Annotated in this window: 12 protein-coding genes; 7 read left to right on the top strand and 5 right to left on the bottom strand. The window is 39.9% G+C overall.

Features of this window, described 5'->3' with window-relative positions; translation table 11 throughout:
- Window positions 1–613 precede the first annotated feature (613 nt).
- The gene (locus tag ACT3CD_RS16975) at window positions 614–1,216 is read left to right on the top strand and encodes a DUF6567 family protein (RefSeq protein ID WP_444646859.1); all 603 of its coding nucleotides are present in this window, start codon (window positions 614–616) and stop codon (window positions 1,214–1,216) included.
- A gap of 92 nt (window positions 1,217–1,308) precedes the next feature.
- Here the strand turns inward: ACT3CD_RS16975 and ACT3CD_RS16970 are convergent, their stop codons facing one another.
- Window positions 1,309–4,188, bottom strand: a complete 2,880-nt coding sequence (locus ACT3CD_RS16970; protein WP_444646858.1) for an outer membrane beta-barrel protein — start codon at window positions 4,186–4,188, stop codon at window positions 1,309–1,311.
- Between the two features lie 762 nt (window positions 4,189–4,950).
- On the opposite strand from ACT3CD_RS16970, the gene ACT3CD_RS16965 reads away from it, so the two are divergent.
- The 3 genes from ACT3CD_RS16965 (at window position 4,951) to ACT3CD_RS16955 (ending at window position 8,255) form a co-directional block, all read left to right on the top strand.
- On the top strand, window positions 4,951–6,450 hold the full coding sequence (locus ACT3CD_RS16965) for a nucleoside hydrolase-like domain-containing protein (protein WP_444646857.1): 1,500 nt from the start codon (window positions 4,951–4,953) through the stop codon (window positions 6,448–6,450).
- Window positions 6,437–6,688: a hypothetical protein gene (locus ACT3CD_RS16960; RefSeq protein WP_444646856.1), complete on the top strand. Its 252-nt coding sequence runs from the start codon at window positions 6,437–6,439 to the stop codon at window positions 6,686–6,688. The genes ACT3CD_RS16965 and ACT3CD_RS16960 overlap by 14 nt, the downstream gene beginning before the upstream one ends.
- Window positions 6,689–6,866: 178 nt before the next feature.
- Entirely contained in the window at window positions 6,867–8,255 is a 1,389-nt protein-coding gene (locus ACT3CD_RS16955) for a pectate lyase family protein (protein ID WP_444646855.1), read from the top strand.
- Window positions 8,256–8,533: 278 nt separating this feature from the next.
- On the opposite strand, the gene ACT3CD_RS16950 is transcribed toward ACT3CD_RS16955, so the two are convergent.
- Window positions 8,534–11,095 carry a glycosyl hydrolase 115 family protein gene (locus ACT3CD_RS16950; RefSeq protein ID WP_444646854.1) on the bottom strand — a complete coding sequence of 854 codons (2,562 nt, stop codon included), beginning with the start codon at window positions 11,093–11,095 and terminating at the stop codon, window positions 8,534–8,536.
- A gap of 852 nt (window positions 11,096–11,947) precedes the next feature.
- Here ACT3CD_RS16950 and ACT3CD_RS16945 point away from each other — a divergent pair.
- The gene (locus tag ACT3CD_RS16945) at window positions 11,948–14,428 is read left to right on the top strand and encodes an FAD-dependent oxidoreductase (protein ID WP_444646853.1); all 2,481 of its coding nucleotides are present in this window, start codon (window positions 11,948–11,950) and stop codon (window positions 14,426–14,428) included.
- Window positions 14,429–14,568: 140 nt separating this feature from the next.
- On the opposite strand, the gene ACT3CD_RS16940 is transcribed toward ACT3CD_RS16945, so the two are convergent.
- The 3 genes from ACT3CD_RS16940 to ACT3CD_RS16930 form a co-directional block, all read right to left on the bottom strand.
- On the bottom strand, window positions 14,569–15,855 hold the full coding sequence (locus tag ACT3CD_RS16940; RefSeq protein ID WP_444646852.1) for an L-cysteine desulfidase family protein: 1,287 nt from the start codon (window positions 15,853–15,855) through the stop codon (window positions 14,569–14,571).
- Between the two features lie 721 nt (window positions 15,856–16,576).
- Entirely contained in the window at window positions 16,577–17,518 is a 942-nt protein-coding gene (locus tag ACT3CD_RS16935) for a radical SAM protein (RefSeq protein WP_444646851.1), read from the bottom strand.
- Window positions 17,519–17,860: 342 nt separating this feature from the next.
- Window positions 17,861–18,220, bottom strand: coding sequence for a DUF5320 domain-containing protein (locus tag ACT3CD_RS16930; protein WP_444646850.1), 360 nt, complete (start codon window positions 18,218–18,220; stop codon window positions 17,861–17,863).
- 408 nt (window positions 18,221–18,628) lie between these two features.
- Between ACT3CD_RS16930 and ACT3CD_RS16925 the strand changes: the two genes are divergently transcribed.
- Together ACT3CD_RS16925 and ACT3CD_RS16920 are read left to right on the top strand one after the other, a co-directional pair.
- Complete coding sequence (locus ACT3CD_RS16925) at window positions 18,629–19,009, top strand: VOC family protein (protein ID WP_444646849.1); 381 nt, start codon at window positions 18,629–18,631, stop codon at window positions 19,007–19,009.
- 161 nt (window positions 19,010–19,170) lie between these two features.
- Entirely contained in the window at window positions 19,171–19,413 is a 243-nt protein-coding gene (locus tag ACT3CD_RS16920; protein ID WP_444646848.1) for a 4Fe-4S binding protein, read from the top strand.
- The last annotated feature ends 183 nt before the right edge of the window (window positions 19,414–19,596 follow it).

Raw genomic sequence — 19,596 nt, 5'->3', positions numbered from 1 at the left:
GCTATTTGTTAACATGGCAATTCCTTTTTTTTTCATTTTACTTGACTTTTTACGTCAAGCTATTTCAGAATATGACATAATTTTGTGTCTGTTGCACGAAAATTCAAGTGCTTGAAAAAATGTTTTATTTTAAAGCTCCCGATGCCCGAAAAATGTGACTTTACTTGTGTAAATAATTGTTTTTAAGGTAATAATGAGGCCGGCGTTGAATCATAAGGGGAACCACCAGGCGTTTTGTTATATGGGTGTTGACCAGAAATTGAATGGGGTACATTAATTAAAACGTGAAGATGGAAATGAAGCGCCATTCGTTTCTGATGATTTTCAGGTTTTTGGGCTTTTTGAATTTAATGTTGGAACAAAGTAAATGGTATATGTATTGATAAATAGGATGTTGTAAATTCCGGTTGATGGTCATAACCAATGGCTCGCCTAAGCCATAAATTAACCACAAAATATTGAAGACAATTTTGCGTTGTATTATTAGCTTTTGAGAGTAAAATAGGCTTAATATGGGAATGTTCAATAAGTAAAGAATTATTTATGCTTGGTCTAAATATCCTGAATTAGAATTGGAAAATTAAGTAGTAGTAAAAAATTAATTTATTCTAAAATGAAAAATAAAGTAAAATTATTGTATCCCATTGTTGTTGTTTTATTTGTCTTTTCTGGTTGTGCTGTTCATTCTGGTTATATGAATAGTTCGGCATCGTTAAGTCAGGCAAATTTTAGTTATGTTAATACAAATATTTCGGGGACTGCAACAACATTAAAATTATTTGGTTTTGGTGGGTTAGGTAAACAGGCTATTGTTGCTGAAGCGAAAGAAAATATGCTAATGGATTATCGCCTTAAACCAAATCAAACCCTTGCAAACATTACTGTTAATTGGAAAACGGGATTCTATTTTTTTGCAATCACAAACTCATGTACTGTTACCGCTGATGTTGTTGAATTTGAGGTTAGGGGCGATGGCTCAAACGACAATTTTTCTGAATTAAGCAACGAAGAACAAACAGTCAACCCAACAATTAATACCAGCAAAGACGGTTTAAGTGTTGGTGATAATGTTATTTATAAAGATGGTTTCAGAAATATTAATGGTGTGATTGCCAAAATAGATGACGAATTCTATTATGTAAAATACAGAAACCGTAAAGGAATTCAAAAAATCATAAAGGCTAACGAAAGATCATGGATTAAAAAAGTTCAGTAAGTTGATTTAATTAGCGCCTGACCATAAAATAAGGAGTTTGAGCTTTTAAGCTCAAACTCCTTATTTATTTTCCCGTAGTTTTAAATTTTTAGTTACATCATGGGTGGCGGTGGTGTTCCGCCATTTTGACCTTCTCTGCCGCGAAAACCATCCGGGGGACCTTGTCTGTCGCCTTCAGGTCTGCCTGGGCGTTGTCCCTTGGTTTTAAGTTTGTAAGTGAAGGTTAACATCGCATATTGCGATAGTACATTGGTGTTGGTCGTTTCTACATAGGTTTCGGTAATGCTGCGACTTAAGCTCTTGTTTTGATTCAGAATATCATAGACCTTAAGACGTAGTTCTGCCCGGTTGTCTGCCATGAATTTGACGCCTAAACCAGCATCCCACAGAAAATAATTCTGGTCGTATTCATCACCCAACCCTTTGTAATATATTTGTTTAACGCTGTTGTTAAACACCATGCGTTTTAAGAATAGCCAGTTAAGATTAAATTGTGCAGTATGGTTGTAATAGTTATAGTCTTCGCTGTTGGCCGATGTGTTTTCGAGGATGTTATACCCGGCGTTGTACGATAGCGTAAAATCCAGATCAGTGCTGATGTTGGAACCGACCGATAAACCGGCATTAAAAGTGTAGGTGTCTGATTTTGTGTCTCGATAATTGTACATGCCGGGTTTACTTTGGTAATTAGCATTGGCACTCAAATTCATGTTGCTTTTTATTAGGTTAACCGGGAAGCCGTAAGCAACAGCTGTTTTTAAACTGTAATAGCCGTCCATATTGACCGATTTGTTGAATTGCGCACCTTTAGGGAGTGTTATATTACTGCCCACAATGCTGTCGCGGCCCACGATAACTGAGGAGGTTGCCACATAATCGGAGGTGGCAGTGACGCCGCCCATAACAAAAAATGTATGCGAGTTTTCGATGTTTACCTTGTTAAAATGAAACATCAGGTTGTGTGAGTACTGCTGCTTCAGATCCGGGTTACCCGAAGAGTAAACACGCGTGTTACTGTTGTCGACAACATCCTGCAATTGACTGATGGAAGGAGCGCTGGTGTTGGTGTGGTAAAACATGCGTAGGTTGGTGCTTCTGTCCTTTTTGAAACGAACCATAACCGAAGGAAGAATGCTGTTAAAGCTTTTCTTTGTGTCCACTGGTTGCGGATAGATCTGTTCACCGTCGAGTTCTGAATTCTGAGCATTTAGCGTACCTACTATATTGAAGTTTTGTGACGAATAGTTATAGCTTATGCCACCTCTTTGTTGCGTGTAATCAGATGTTGTATTATTGCTTAGTGATGCAACCGGGGTGAGTGGTTCTGTATCAAGGGCTAAATCGAACACGGATTTATCACCTTTGTTATAAGTCATTGACGGACTGTAATTAAGCATGATCATACTTCTGGGCGATATTGGCTCAGTGTAGATTAAATCGGTACTGACATTATAACTCTTATCATCATTGTCAGCAAACTGATTGGTCATTAAATCCCGGTCCTGCTCATTAATGTATTCGCTGAGTGAGTAGGAGGTCGACTGACTGTCGGTTTTCTTCGATGAGGTGCCGATACGCACTGATATGGTACGTCTGTTTTTCATGAATTTGTGACGAAACATGAGATTGCCGCTTACCGATAATCCGTTGTTTTCTGTGTCATAAAGGGAAGAGGAGAGGAGTGATTCCTGCAAATCATAAAAATCGGTGCCTTCTGTTAAAGAGTTGCGTGTGTTGTCTTGCCAACTCAGACGTGGTGTGAAAATAATGCTGTTGAGACTGTCAATCGAATAGATGAGTCGCATGCTAAAGCGGTGATTGTAATTATCACTTTCTGAGTCATATATTTCATTGTAAGTATGATTCTCGTCGTTGGTGGCGAAATATTCCCGATAGCTGTCGGATTGGTTGGTGTTTTTGGTGTCGTTATAAAAGTAGCTGGTGGTTATTTCAACTTTATTAAACAGGAGATCACTGTAATTTAAGCCAATGGATTTGGTGGTTGACAGGCCGTCCATGTTTTCGCCGGTAATGCCTTCGCCGAATCCGCCAGGTCCCCCACGCCGGCGATTTTGGCCGCTGAGTGAGCCGGTGATATCTTCCATTGAGAAATTTTGTTGGTTCACATTATTGAACAGTCCGACAAGCGACAAACGCCTATTTCCATTGAATTGGTTGATATTACCGCCGGCTTCGTAACGGTCATCACTGCCATATCCGGCATAAACACGACCAAATCGACCTATGGCTCTTCCTTTTTTTGTGGCTATATTTATGGTTCGCTCTTCATTACCATCGTAAAACCCGGTGAATTCAGCCTGGTCGCTCTGCTTGTCAAATACTTCTATTTTATCAACCATATCGGCCTGAATATTTTTTACTGCCATCATTGGGTCGTTGCCGAAAAATTCTTTGCCGTCTACAAGTACTTTTTTTACTTCTTCACCGCCCGCTTTAATGGTTGAGCCATCAACGGTGATGCCAGGCATCTTTTTTAGCAAGTCTTCGGTCGATGCATCGGCGTTTACTTTAAAGGCGTCGGCATTATAAATCGTTGTGTCTCCGCGTAAATCCTGACGTATCATCATTGCATTAACGTTGACTTGATCCAGCTTTTGATTTTTTGAGGCTAATTTGATGATGCCCATGTCTATATGACTGTCTGTGACTGTTATTTGTGCGGTGTAATCGTTGTAGCCCAAAAACGATACGGTTATTTCATAGTCTCCGGGGGTGGTTTGTATGAGCATAAAATGACCTGATTCATCTGCGCTTTGTCCTTTTTTTAACTCTGAGGCTGTCGCTCTGAGCATGATGGTAGCTCCTGCCAGCGGTTGTTCATTTTGTGCGTCAACTATTTGTCCTTTTACCCAATATGATTGTGCAAATGCAGAGGTCATCGTGAAAAGAAGCGATATGACTATTGCTGATCTGCACAATAGTGTTGTCAGAATTTCACTGTTTTTTTTCATGGCTCAAAATCGTTATTTGATTGTTTTAGGATGTGAATATATTCTCTTCTGAATAATCTTTAAAAAGAAATCGGGGAATGGGTCAGAATAATCTATCAATCATTGAATATTACCGATTGGAAGATCTATTGCACCATGTTTTGCAGGAATATAACCCGATATAACTTTTGACCATGTGAAATTGTATTGGTTGAGATAAGGTTAAAACCTCCTTTGATGGAGGGCTCTCAAGTTGTACAATTGTCGTAGTGGACTAATGATATCCGGGATGCTGTGCTACTGGAAGATGGTTGAAAGATTAATTACCTATTGCGATAGCGGAAGTCAAAAAAGAAAACATCATGTTATACTTTAGTCCTGATGAAAGGATATTAAAAGTAGAATTTTATAATCATTCTTTCGTCAGTTTAAAAAGTAGAAAGTGAGGTGTTTAACAACGAAAAGCAGTTGTCCGATCACGTGAAGTGAGGTGTTGATATTTCGCCCTATAATGTCCGATTTTCAAATTGAAGCACAATTACTGAGTGTTTAATATTGAGTTGAAAGATCGTTTTGATTTCGAAGAATATGAGGTCGGCTTTTAGTTTTACTGTTGCAATGGAAACTAGTTTAATACAGATGTGTTAAGAATGTCTAATGATCATGATTTTATTTTAATTTTGATAAGTTGCAATTTCTTTTGTAATTGTGCTTATGTATTGTATGGTTTTGTCAGCGAATAGGTATTGTTAATTTTGATAAATTAATTAAATCATAACTTTAATGAAAAAGGTTGTAAGTCGTAAATCACGAACGAGAGTAGCGCCTTATTATTTGTTTGTATTAATATTGGCTACGTTATCTGTTTCTTGCATGCATCGAAACGAAAAAACTACTGAGAATAGCAGAACACGTGTCATTGTAACTTCGGACGGAGAAGTTGATGATGAATGTTCTATTGTACGGTTTTTACTTTATGCCAATGAATTGGATGTGGAAGGTATTATTACCTCAAGCTCTCAATATCATTCGCATGGACACAATTGGGCAGGTGACGATTGGCTGGACCCATATCTTGAAGCCTATTCAAAAGTTTATTCTAACCTTTTACTACACGACAAGAGTTATCCATCACCCGAATACTTGAAGTCCATAAGTTTTCTTGGTAATGTTGAGTCCGAAGGCGAAATGGATTCCATTACGCCTGGTTCTCAACATATTGTTAACGTTTTACTCGATGAGACAGATAATCAACCAATATGGATTCAGGCATGGGGAGGCACTAATACAATTGCCAGAGCTCTTAAAACCATTGAGCAAGAGCACCCTGAAAAGATGGCGTATGTGGCAAATAAACTCAGATTTTTTTTTATATGGGAACAAGACTCTACCTATCAGGCCTATATCCGTCCACATTGGGGCAAATATAATATTTTAACAATTATATGCGACCAGTTCTGGGCGCTCGCCTACCAGTGGAATAAAATTTTACCGGACGATAAACAGACTTACTTTAAGGCCGGTTGGATGAATTCTCATATCCTTGAAGGACATGGCGAACTTTGTTCTTTATACAAGGCTCATATGCCGGGAAGCCATGGTCTTTCAGGCGACACTGCTTTTGATGTTGGCGATTTTCGCTCCGAAGGTGATTCTCCTTCATTTATTTACGCCATTAATACCGGGTTACGCAGCATGGAATCACCTGACTTTGGCGGTTGGGGGGGCCGGTATATTAAAATAAGAGAAAATACCTGGATGGATCCTGTACCTGTTGCGGATTATGAATATCCCGAAGGACGATATTATACAAAAACGGCCTGGGGTAGAAGCTATATGCGCAATGGGTATCCCGAACATCAGAATTTGATGAATGCCTATTTTAAACCTCTGACACGTTGGGCAGATGTATTACAAAATGATTTTGCCGCAAGAGCCGACTGGTGTGTGAAATCATACGAAGAGGCAAATCATCCGCCTGTTGTGAAACTTAATCATCCGCTCAATTTGACATCCAGACCTGGTCAGGCCATTCAGTTAAGTGCCAAGGGAACTTACGACCCGGATAACGATGATTTGATTTATAATTGGTGGTTTTATCGTGAGCCAAGCGATTATAAAGGTGAAGTTGAAATTGAAAATAATAATTTAAGAGATGCAACACTTATTATTCCCAAAGCGATCGATTCAGAAATGAGACTACATGTCGTTTGTGAAGTGGCCGATAAAGGTATCCCCCAATTGACCAGATATAATAGGTTAATTATAGATGTTGTACCATGATAATAATTATAAAGTTGCTTATACTTCGAAGAAGCGCGGAATCATTGATTCTCCAACAGATGTTGGTGGCTGGCCGGAACTCATAAGTCTGACAGCGCCAACCGACTCTGACCATGATGGAATGCCCGATTTATGGAAAGCTAAGAATGTCCTTGATCCAAATAATGCAGATGACAGAAATGAAATTGGGAAGGATGGTTATACTATGCTTGAGATATACCTTCACAGTATTGAGTAGTGCCTGTCCATAAACTAAGGGGTTATTAAAAAACACCAGTGGCAAATAGTCATATTTCACTTTTGAGGCTTTCGAAACCTGAAATAAAAAATGTTGCCCATCAAATTATCTGATAATTTTTACGATAAATTAAGAATCAGGATTTTAAATGATTCAACAACAGTTTAAAGGTTTAGTTATGAAAAAATATTTATTAAGCGTAACAGTTATTTTGCTGTTTATTTCTTCTTCCTGGTCCCGGCAACTTGCATTTCCGGGTGCCGAAGGGTATGGAAAATATACAGTTGGAGGACGTGGCGGCAAAGTTTACGAAGTTACAAATCTCAATGACGACGGTCCGGGTAGCCTACGCAACGCAGTTGAAGCGTCAGGGCCGAGGACGGTCGTATTCCGAATTTCAGGCACTATCACTCTTAACAGCAACCTGGTTATTCGTAATCCCTATATTACTATCGCTGGCCAAACAGCACCCGGAGATGGCATTTGTCTTCGCAGATATCCATTGGTAATTGGTACCGATCAGGTGATCATCAGGTATCTGAGAGTAAGGCTGGGGAATGAGTCAGGAGACGATTCCGATGCCGTATCGAGCAGGTACAATAAAAATCTTATTGTTGATCATGTGTCTGCCAGCTGGAGTGTTGACGAAACGATGTCAATTTATCATAATGACAGTATAACTGTACAATGGTGTATTATTTCCGAAAGTATGTTTAACTCCAATCACGTAAAAGGCGCTCATGGCTTTGGCGGCATTTGGGGTTCAAATCATGGAACCTATCATCATAACCTTATTGCTAATCATGCGAGTCGAAATCCACGTATGGCTTCCGGATCCGGCTATACTGATTATCGAAATAACGTCATCTATAATTGGGGTTACAATAGTTGTTATGGCGGCGAAAATCAGCAAAAAGGAACTGATAAATTTAACTTTACAACCATAAATATGGTGGCTAATTATTACAAGCCGGGACCTGCAACTCAGCCAGGTAGTGTAACTGGCCGTATTGTTAGCCCGTCATCACGCAATGGGGCCGAAGATTATGGGAAATGGTACGTTGCTGAAAATGTAATTGAAGGAAATAAGGCTGTTAGTGAAGATAACTGGAATGGAGGCGTTCAACCTCATGGCGGGGATTCTTTCATTTCGGTGGTGAAAATGGACGAAGCATGGCCAGCCATGCCTATCAATCAGCAGACAGCAGAGGATGCTTATCAGTCGGTGCTTGATAATGCAGGTGCTACTTTGCCAAAACGCGACCCGGTAGATACCCGTGTTGTTGCAGATGTGCGCAGCGGTAAAGCTACATATGAGGGTATTACATACCGACAAAAAAAATCAGTCGCAGGGAATTTAAAAAGTGGCATCATTGACTCACAAGCTGATGTTGGTGGTTGGCCTGAGTTAAATAGTATACCAGCTCCAGTCGATACAGATCATGATGGCATGCCCGATGAATGGGAACGAAAGCATAATCTGAATTCCAATGATCCTAATGATGGTAATAAAGTTGGAAAAGATGGTTATACCATGTTGGAAAACTACCTGAATGGTTTAAAATAAGAACTTGTTCAATACAAAAAACGAGGTTGTAGCTTAGCATCTTAGTTGAATTAGAGACATCGGTATGCCGACGGTCTCCGCATAAAGGCAGGAATAAATTGTTATTCCTGCCTTTATATAACTAAATTATCGCCTGTCTATTGAGCCTGAACGCTCAAATTTAAGGCTTGTGCAGCTTGGTAAATGTGAGTTTACTGGTGTCAATGACCACCTTGAGGACAAGCGTAGCGAAGACGTTGAACTTTTCTTGCAAGCATTAATTTAATGTTCACGTTAATTTAAAGTTCTCTTTTGTTGGGCGATTCGTCCATGAAAAGGTACGAGTCTTTATAACCTCCGAAATCGAGCACTATTTTTTCGAAAACAATGCCTGGATCCAGTGGCGTGAGCGTAAGGACTTGCATTGCGTTCGATGTTTCCGGGACATCCAGAATTACTGTTTTTTCTATTATCCGGCGTGCTACGGTCGGATAAAATACGGTATAAATATTTTCGGGTTTTTCGTTTAGGTCTGAGTTGAAATTGACAATTTGGTCATCGCCCTTTTCAAAACCTATTTTATATCTGTGACCGGTTATATTTTTAAAGGCCAGTGTTGATTTTACAATCACATGAACGGTGACTGAGTTCACATCGGCCGGTAATTGCATTTTATAGGCGAGAGCAGCGCCTTCCACCGACTTGGAATAAGGCATTAAAGCCATGCCACTTAAAGTACGTCCGGCATAAGGTATGACTGTCCATTTAGCCTCGGCGGCATCTTTTAACGCAAAATAGTGTTCCGCTTCGATGGATATATACCCGTTGTTTGGCGAAAAAACATACTTACCAATCGCATTTTCTGGGTTTTTAATTCGATACACTTCGGGTTGTTTGTCCGCAGGGAAATCGTCATTCCATGAGGTGTAACCTATTTTTTTCTGGGTCATCATGTTTTTCCATTTCCCGTTGGACATCACGTTGTTGTAATCGTAACTTAATGCGGAATCTCTTTTAAATGCCTTTTCAACTTTGTCAGCCCAATCATTGGCTTTGGGATTGTTTTCAGCATAGAGTTTATGGTTCATTGCCTGAGCGTAGTACATCTCGTATAGATTGGCCATCGCCTGAACAGGATAAAGAATTAATTGTTTGTAGGCATTATGATAGTCCGAATCGAGGCTTAAATATTGTCGCATGGCTTCTGCTTCCAATTTGATGTATTCATCAGAAACTTTTTTCCATTCTCCGGTTTCCAGATTGTAGGTGTTGCGGTCGAGCATTTCGGGAGTAACACGTCCATTATATTTACTGTACAGATTCAGGATACGCATGGCTTCATCTGCCTGTTCTTCGCCAAATTGTTGAGCGCAAAATGAACGTGGGTGTTCCAACAACGTTTTAGCATTGTAACGCGTTGGATCCCATGCCATATTCAGGAATAGGGTAATTGGATATTCCATGGGTTTGATATCGCCTACATTGAGAATCCAGAGTTTGTCAACCCCATAATCGTAGGTCAGCTGCAATTGTTCCCACATGTGCTGAATAGGAGTAACATTGAGCCATTTGGTATTGCGGGGCGCGCCCACATAATCAACGTGGTAGTACATTCCCCATCCCCCAGGATGATTGCGGTCCTTTTCGTTGGGTAATCGTCTTACATTTCCCCAGTTGTCATCCGCCAGAAGCATAATTACATCATCGGGTACGCGCATGCCCTGATCGTAGTAATCCAGTACTTCTTTGTATAAAGCCCATATTTGTGGCCTTTCTTTTGCCGGATGACCAGTGACATCCTTAATAATTTTTCTTTGGTTTTTAATCACCTCCTCCAGAAGTTTTACATCGGTATCATTCGACATCGCTTCGTCACCATCTCCGCGCATTCCAATGGTAATGATGTCCTCTGTATCTTTTACTCGTTCAATGCCTTCCCTGAAGAATTTATCTATTACTTTTTTATTGGTAGCGTAATTCCAGGCACCATATTGTTCGCGGTTGCTGCTCCATTCCTGATGGTTTCGAGCCATGGGCTCATGATGTGAGGTGCCAATTATTACGCCCATTTCATCAGCTGTCTTGCTGTTTAATGGGTCATCAGCATAGAACGCCCAGTTCCACATGGCCGGCCATAGATAGTTTCCTTTAAGTCTGAGAATCAGTTCGAATACTCGGGCATAAAAGCGATGATCCCCATAATTGGTCCCGTATCTTTGTTTCACCCATCCTGTTAGTGCAGGTGCTTCATCGTTAATGAAAATGCCACGATATTTCACTGCCGGCTCGCCTTGGGTATAGGTCCCCGGGATTATAAACAGATTTTCTTTTTTCTGAATTGGGACATCGGCCCACCAGTACCATGGGGAAACACCCATTTGTTCCGACAGATCGTATATCCCGTATATGGTGCCGCGTTTATCGCTCCCGGCTATAATTACGGCATTCGCGATGCCAGGGAAGGGAGCCTGAACCGTTTTAATAATGAATTTTTCCCATTTCCCGTCTAATTCATCTGCATTGATGATATTGCGTGACACTAAATCGTCAATGAGTTGGCTCTGCCCTAATGTGCCGACAATAATAGCGTTATTTGCTCCCCCTAATTTGTCATAATTAAGAGCAGGTTCAACCCCCGATACTTTTAAAATGTCTTGCTGTAAATCTTTTAGTGCTTTAATTACGCCGGGAAAATCTTTTGAATCAATTAACAACTGGGCGGCTTTGTTTTTAGTCGTGATGGGAAAATAGCCGTTGTCATTATTTTCTGATACATATTTGGTTTTACCAATATTATCTGCCATAGCAGTGGTAATGCCAAATGTTGTAAGGATGATGATAAGGAATAGTTTTGTTTTCATTCGTATGATATTTTTTTTGAACTAGTTTGGTTTGTATAAGTAAATTTCTACTATCAGGTTTGTTTTTAGCCCTGAGTAGCCAAAATGGTCTGTAGAATATTTTGCGCTGTCTGCAAATTGGTTATTTCAATATCCGTAAATTTTGGTTTTATGGAAGTAAAGTTATCATTTCCAATTATGTTTTTTGTTGATGTAGCGGATTTTCGGAATTATTTCCCAATAAACGGGGATATTGGTTTTGATACATTATGATGACTTTTTATCCTTTCAAAAGTAGAAATATCAGCTTGTGTGTTTTTGTGTTTACAGGTATTTTATTTTTGATATGGGATATGATTTTTTGAGTTGACTAATGTTTTTTCAAGGCGAAGTAGAGTTTATTCATGTGTTTATAATTTAATTTTTAAGGCCACCTGGAACTCTCCGGAATTAATCATCCTCTTGTGTGTGAAATAATTACCATGGCTCGTTTCATATAATCAGGCGATCGATCCAAAAATTTCAAGAATTTGGTTGACGAAGATTGAATTGTGAGAGGTTGCAATAGCAAGTGATTATTTGAGAGCGATAGTGACCAAAAAAAGAAAGGCGCTTCTTGCTGTCACTATTTGGTTTGGCAACATATTATTACTTATAAAGAAATATGCATATTAATATATTCATATTTCTTTATTTTTATATATTTGTGGAAATTTTTCTTTAATTGTTTTGTGTCACTCAACTAATAACCACAGATTAACTAATAAAAGAGACTCGAAGTAGGCATTAATTCTGTTTCTATGGCGACCTGCGTGGTTGAGTAGGATGGGGTTATGCCGATTTCAAAAGTCTGGCTAAAACCATTTTTCACGTATGAAGTATTTGATTGTTGGCGGTGTAGCAGGAGGAGCTACCACCGCTGCCCGATTGAGGCGTCTGGACGAGAAGTCCGAAATTATTATGTTCGAGCGGGGTGAGTACATCTCGTATGCCAATTGTGGACTTCCATATTATATTGGTGGGACCATTACCGAACGTGATAATCTGTTTGTGCAAACGCCTGAGACTTTTGGCCGGCGTTTTAATATGGAAGTGAGAAATCTTTCCGAAGTAACAGTTATTAATCGCGAGGCCAAAACGGTTGAGGTGAAAAACCTGCGCACCGGAGAGGTATATACTGAAAATTATGACAAGCTGGTTCTTTCCCCTGGGGCGGAGCCGGTTAAACCACCTTTACCGGGTATTAATCAGGAAGGTATTTTTACGTTGCGTAATGTGCCTGATACCGATAAGATTAAGACGTATATAGAAGAGCATAAACCACGTCATGCTGTTGTTGTAGGGGCCGGATTTATTGGTCTTGAAATGGCTGAGAATTTGCATGCAGCTGGTTTGAAAGTCACCATTGTTGAGATGGCCGGGCAGGTGATGACGCCACTTGATTATTCGATGGCTGCACTGGTACATCAGCATCTTAAAACAAAGCATGTTGAGTTTTATCTGAATACGGCGGTATCGTCTTTTTCGAAACAGGAAAATGGATTGCGTGTGACACTTAATACTACGCGAACCATTGATACCGATATGGTTGTTTTGTCAATTGGCGTCAAACCGGATAGTAAGCTGGCTCGGGCTGCCGGATTAGAAATTGGGCAAACCGGTGGTATCGTGGTCAATGAATATATGCAAACCAATGATGAGAATATATATGCCTTGGGTGATGCTATTGAGTTTACTAATCCTGTTACTAAAAGTAGGATGATTACCTATCTGGCCGGGCCCGCCAACAAGCAGGGACGTATTCTGGCCGATAATTTGGTTTGGGGCAATAAACGCACTTACAAAGGTTCAATTAATACAGCTATTGCTAAAGTTTTTGACCTTACCGTGGCTTCTACCGGTGTGTCGGGTAAGTTGCTGGGAAAGCTTAATATTCCTCATATCGATTCAATCACCCATGCCTCTTCGCATGCCGGGTATTATCCGGGGGCTTTGCCGATGTCCATAAAAATTTCTTTCTCGCCGAAAGATGGTCGTTTATTGGGCGCTCAGATTGTCGGATATAAGGGGGTTGATAAGCGGATTGATTTATTTTCAACCGCCATTCAGCATGGGGCCACTATTTATGACCTGGCTGATATAGAACATGCTTATGCGCCGCCGTTTGCTTCGGCCAAAGATCCGGTTAATATAGCCGGTATGGTAGCTGAGAATATTCTTGACGGTGTTACAAAAATGGTGTCGTGGCGTGAGGTGGCCAATGATTCGGCCGGCGACTATTTTTTACTCGATATACGGACTCGTGATGAGTTTGAACTTGGTTCCATTGACGGGGCAACCAATATTCCTCTGGATGAGCTGCGCGAACATCTGGGTGAGTTGCCTCATGATAAGAAGATTGTTCCCTTTTGTGGTGTTGGATTAAGGGCCCATGTGGCTGTACGGATTTTGATGCAGCAAGGTTTTAAAGAGGTGTATAACCTGTCGGGCGGGCTTAAAACTTACGAGACGGCCAGCCAGAAACAAAGTAATGAAGATATTTTTGCCAATGATTATATTGGTCACGACGATCGTATTTATCAGGGTAGTAAGGATAAAGCGCCAGTAGCTTTTGATGCGTCAGCCATTAAACAAGTCAACGCTTGCGGGTTGCAATGCCCCGGTCCGGTGTTGAAGCTTAAGCAGTCAATGGACTCACTTTCTGAAGGTGAAACGCTTCGTATTACAGCTTCCGATGCCGGATTTTATAAAGATGTACAGGCATGGGCTAACGTTACGGGTAACCAGGTCCTGGAGGTAACTCAAAATAATGGTGAAATTGCGGCGGTAATTAAAAAGGGGAAACCCAAAGTTATGACGGCTAATAATTCACAGAGTACCGACAGGAATAACGCCACTTTGGTTTGTTTTAGTGATGACCTTGATAAGGCAATTGCGACTTTTGTTATTGCCAATGGTTCTGTTGCTTCCGGCAAGAAAGTGACGATATTTTTTACTTTTTGGGGATTAAATGTCATTAAGAAGGCTGAAAAACCAAAGGGCAAAAAAGATTTTCTTGGTAGGATGTTTGGTATGATGATGCCCAAATCGAGCCATAAACTAAAACTTTCGAAGATGAACATGGCCGGCATGGGCAGTAAAATGATGCGTATGGTGATGAAGAATAAGCAGGTTGATACACTTGAGAGCATGATTCAGTCTGCTTTGGATAATGGCGTTGAGTTTGTAGCCTGTCAGATGTCGATGGATGTAATGGGCATTAAAGCCGATGAATTGATGGACGGCGTTGAGGTGGGTGGTGTCGCTACCTACCTGGAACGTACTGAGACAGCAGGTCTTAACTTGTTTGTTTAAATTTATAGTTGTCTGTCTATAAGTCAGACCTTTTATAACTAGTAGTGCAACGGGGAAAATGTCGGTTTACGATGTTTTTCCCGTTTTTGATTTGTAGGTGACAGCAACCGTTTTATTATTGGGTTTGAGGTAGTTCTCACTTATCTGTTTAGCATGATTTTAATGATCTCTTTATCTGTTTCGCGCATTCCAATGCTGCCTAGCCTTCCGATATTTTTTATGGTGTTTTCAACCCCCTTTTGAATGATTCCGTCGCCGCCATAAAATTGTTGCCCGTTTTGATACATGTAAAAGCCTAAAATGCCAGCGTCCACAGCCGATGCAATTTTAGCTGCACACGAGGGTTTTGCGCCGTCACATATAATTCCTGAAATAATGGCAAGTGCATTAACAATTGTATGTGCTATTTCTTCAAATCTTCCATCATGTAACCATGTGATGCCAGCACCGGCGCCCACACCCGCTGATACAGCTCCGCAATAGGCTGATAGTTTTCCGATACCTGTTTTTTGGTGAATGGTAACCAAATTCGATACCACTAATGCTCTGTATAAGGTTTCAGAACTCGCTTTTAACGCCCGGGCATATTCAATGACGGGAACCGAGGCGGTTAGTCCCTGATTGCCACTGCCTGATACAATAACAACGGGTAGTTCACAGCCGCTCATTCTTGCATCGGAGCCGGCTGCAGCCATTGCTTTGGCACGAATTTTTATGTCATCACAGTCGTATGTCTTTAGCAGAACTGACCCGATGTTTGCCCCCCAGTCGTTTTTTAATCCTTCTACAGCAATGGCCATATTGTAATCTATTTGTCGCTGTAAAATATCTTTTATTTCCGCTATTTTAACCGACCCGGCAAAGTCGACTATGTCCTTGACATTGAGCAACGCACGATCCGCATTCTGCAACACATTAACTTCTTCGTCGCAGGGTAAATTATTGCCAATTATTTTGCCATTTTTTACGATGCGAACAATGTTTGTATGGAAGTGTGAGATTTGCACCGATGCATCTGAATTGCCTTTATAGACTGTTACTACAATGTTGAATATTAAATCACTTTTTGAGGGTTTAACTATTACTTTTTTAGATTTCAGATAATCGGTGATGTCTTTTTTGCCCGTATCATCCACCGACGAAATAACTTCCAGTATCTTGTCGGCATTTCCAACAAGTGCGCCTGCTACAGCTGCCGCTTCAATGCCTTTTAAATGTCCTGTATTGGGAACAATAGCACTCTTTACATTTTTTAGGATGTTATCGCTGGCTTCAATTTCGATACGATCGGGCAATTCTCCCAGTGTTTTTCTTGCCATGGCCGCAGCATAGGCTATTGCAATGGGTTCGGTGCAACCCATCGCGGGAATTAATTCTTCCTGTAAAATAGTCAGATAGGCTGTATATTTTAGATCTCTATTGTCCATTGTTTTGTTACGTTTATCGGTTTAAAACAGATCTTAGGCTGCCATAATGTATAGGCCGTTATAAGGTTATATGTCATTTTACAGCAGTTGATCCGATTGTATTGGTTAAAAGTCCATCTTCATTAATAAATAGTATCAGCAAGAAAACTTCAGCGCTTGATAAGAAATGTTCAAATTCAAGATTTTGAAGTCTGAAAAATGTGAGTTTACTCCCCTTGCTGATCCTTTTGAGGACAAGCATAACGCAAATGTTGGATTTTTTTTGCAAGCAATAAATACCAAATGCAATGTTCTAATTTATATAATTTTGTGTTGTAGTTGAGCCTTTATTTGTCATTTTATATTTGGATATTTTTTTTTATGAAGCGCAGCCTGAAAACTTGCGTGGCAAATAAGATAACGTCATTTTAAACCTTATGAAGTTTGAAATATTTGAATTTATTGATGCAAATAACCATTTTGCAAGTGATCGTAACGAAAAAGAGATGGTTTTTTTTTTGCTGAAACTACATAAAAAAGCCCACTAACCATTGAATCTATTTTGGTTGGTGGGCTGCTTTTCAAAATAAAACTAAAGCTAGATTTTAATTTTATTACTTATTTGAGATATGTTTAATTTCGTTCTTTCCCAAAATTTATATGACCGGCAAGAAAATTTCGCTGATGTAAATGATTGTTTCGAGAGCAAGTGCTACATAGGCGTTGACTTTATAGACAAACATTATTTAAAATGATAACGTCGAACGTAATAGGTTTTGTTGTTGTAATTCATGGCTTTTATAAGGCCTAAAGTCACGAGTGACTGAACCACCGAAAAATCGGATTTATCCTTGCTAAGGAGTTCCGTCATCGTGTCCTGCCGCATGGGATGAACAGCTGTTATGTTTAAAATATCCTCAAAGGCATTGCCGGTATACCCGGTGTTTGTGCCTTCAAAGCCTGCGAGTAATTCCACTGATATACCTGCCGCGTGATATATTTGCCAGGCTACAGCTAATTGTTCTGCAGTTACCGCTTGCACTTTGGCTTCGGCCGGCGGACGGATGGGGATGGATAGAAAAGCTGTTTCGGGGTTTAAGCTGGCAATATATGATGCATTTTCCTGCCATAATTTGGTGCTATCGTTTAGTCCTTTGACCAACATTGTTTCGGTATGCAACTTTCCTTTAAATGTTGTTGAAAAGTCGGTTATTGCGGTTAGTATATCAGATAAGGACATGGCTGATGGGGGGCGGTTTATTTGTCGCCAAACTTCTTCATTAACCGAGTCGATTTTTAGTGATACCCAGTCGGCTTCCATCAGATTATCGCGCACTACAGGATTGGGTAATATAGAGGCATTGGTGATCACAGCAACCGGAATACCCAATTGTTTCAGCATTTTTATCTCTGTGCCTAAATTTTTGTCCAGCGTAGGTTCTCCATTGGCCACAAAGGTTAAATAATCGGGCTGATGCGCGCTGTCTAGTTTTTTTAAATGATCTTCAACATTCTCTAAAAGAACCTCGGGTTCATAAAAAACGCGCCGTTGTGTTGTTTGATTGTGTGTTTCACCTATTTGACAATAAACACACCCGTAGGAACATATTTTGTGCGATACGATGTTATTTATACCCAGGCTTAAGCCTAATCGACGTGAGGGTACCGGACCGAATGCAATCATATTTATGAAAATAATGAAGTTAGCACTGACTCTTCTTTTTTCTATCTCCTTTTTTATAATTGACAAGTTGCTTTGTCAGTGATAATTTTAAATAATATTTGCAAGAACACTCAAGTGCTGATAAAAAACGCATAACCTCAAGTCTTGCCGGGTGTGAAAAATGTGAGTTAAATGTTGAAAATGGTTATTTCGAAAGCGCGTCACAAAACAAATAGCGCTTTTTGGCTGTCATTAATAGTAAAAAAAAAGAGACAATCTGAAAATTAACAAACCATATTTAAACCAACATAATTGTTGTAACCATTGATGATTGTCTCTCTTTTGCTATCCGACAGAAAAGAACTATTTGTCGTTCTCCAGTTCTTTAAGTCTTTGCTCGATGTCTTTTTGTGTTTGACGAAGCGCTTCAACCTGCGATTGTAGATATTTCTTTTCATCGGTTCTGCTTAATCCGGAAAATCCGGCGAACGATGCGTCTGCTGATGAGTTGAATCGGTTACGACCCCGTCCGGCGCCAAAGCCATTCCGCATTCCACGGCCCATTCCACTTCCATAGCCGCCGTTGTTAAATCCTCCGCTTTGTCGGCCTCCACCGCCAAAACCTTTTGTGAATCCTGGTGAATCATATCCAGAACAAAAACCTAATCCTCTTCCGGTAACGGGACCTTGTCCCATTGGTCCGGTGCGGTCTCCTGATGGCATAATATTTAGTTTATAGTATTAATTATTACTGCGACAAAGATAATAAATTAAATGAACTAATGTTCATTTCATTTTTTTTTGTTGCAGTTAGAATGTCGAATTGTTGCTGCGGATATTTGAGGTTGATATTGTAATGATCACATATTTAGTTTGTAATGTTGATTTATTTTGTTGCTTTATCTGTTTTTGTAAGGTTGGTGGTTTCCGTTAAATATTTTCAGTTTGGTTACTGTCTGTTTTTTGGAGTGCGGCTATGAAGTTCAAGTTTATGACCTGCGTAGTCTAAAAATGGCGTTTCCGATCTTGCATTTGGCAGACATTAAACAGTTCGGTTATTTTTATTTATTATTAGTCCAAATAATTTTTAAATGAACAAAAGTTCATTTAATTTTACCGGAAATTTGTTAGATGATACAGCATATAGGTTTAACGGTAGCTAACGTTTCTGAGTTAAAGGATTTTTATGAAAGAGTCCTTTTACTCATACCTCAATATCAATTTAAGGTTGATAAATCTGTTGCCTTCAATATTTTTGGTGTTGAAAAAGAAATCGATGTTTTTATGATGTCATACCAAGGGATGTCGTTTGAGATTTTTATTGATTATGGTATTTGCTCCTCCTCCTTTGCGCATGTTTGCCTGGCCTATAAGGGGTCTGAACTATTGTTTAGCCGGGCTCAATCATTAGGCTATAGATCTGTAAAAAAAACGAGCCGAAACGGCTATACCTATTTCATCTGGGATAAAAGCGGTAATATTTTTGAAATAAAAGAATTAATAGTGCTATGAGAAATGGGATGAGAAATGGGAGAGGATCGCAGTCATTTGGCCGCGGAAATTTCAAAAGTCAGTCATCGGTTTGTATTTGCCCTCGGTGTGGGTATCAGATTCCTCATAAACAGGGAGTCCCTTGTAAATTAGAACTTTGTCCGCATTGCAAAATACCTTTGATGCGTCAATCGGGTGGTGGTGCAGTGGTAGCTGATAAAGCAGTTACTGTCACTAAGAGTCATCCTGCAAAGGAGGATTTTCCGGTGGTAGATGCAGAGGTTTGTATCGGTTGTGGTACATGTATTAAGGCGTGTCCCATGAAGGCCATCAGTTTTAAAGATTCTGTTGCATGGATTAATGCCGAAATGTGTCGCAATTGCAGAAAATGCGTTAGTGTTTGCCCTGTTGATGCCATTCATTAGCTCAAATTGCTGATTTTATGGACAGGCACAAACAGAGTTTGTCTATATAATTCAACCAAAAAGGCATTTTTTTGCTGACACCAATTAAAGTCTGTCCATTAACTAACAATAGTCCGTTAAACTATTGTATAAATATTTGAAAATCAGTAAAATAAGTTGATTTTTTCTTGGTTAAACCCTTGA

It is taken from the genome of Geofilum sp. OHC36d9, assembly GCF_052400685.1.
GTDB lineage: Bacteria > Bacteroidota > Bacteroidia > Bacteroidales > Marinilabiliaceae > CAZHHH01.
This window is presented reverse-complemented; position numbering and strand designations above follow the sequence as displayed.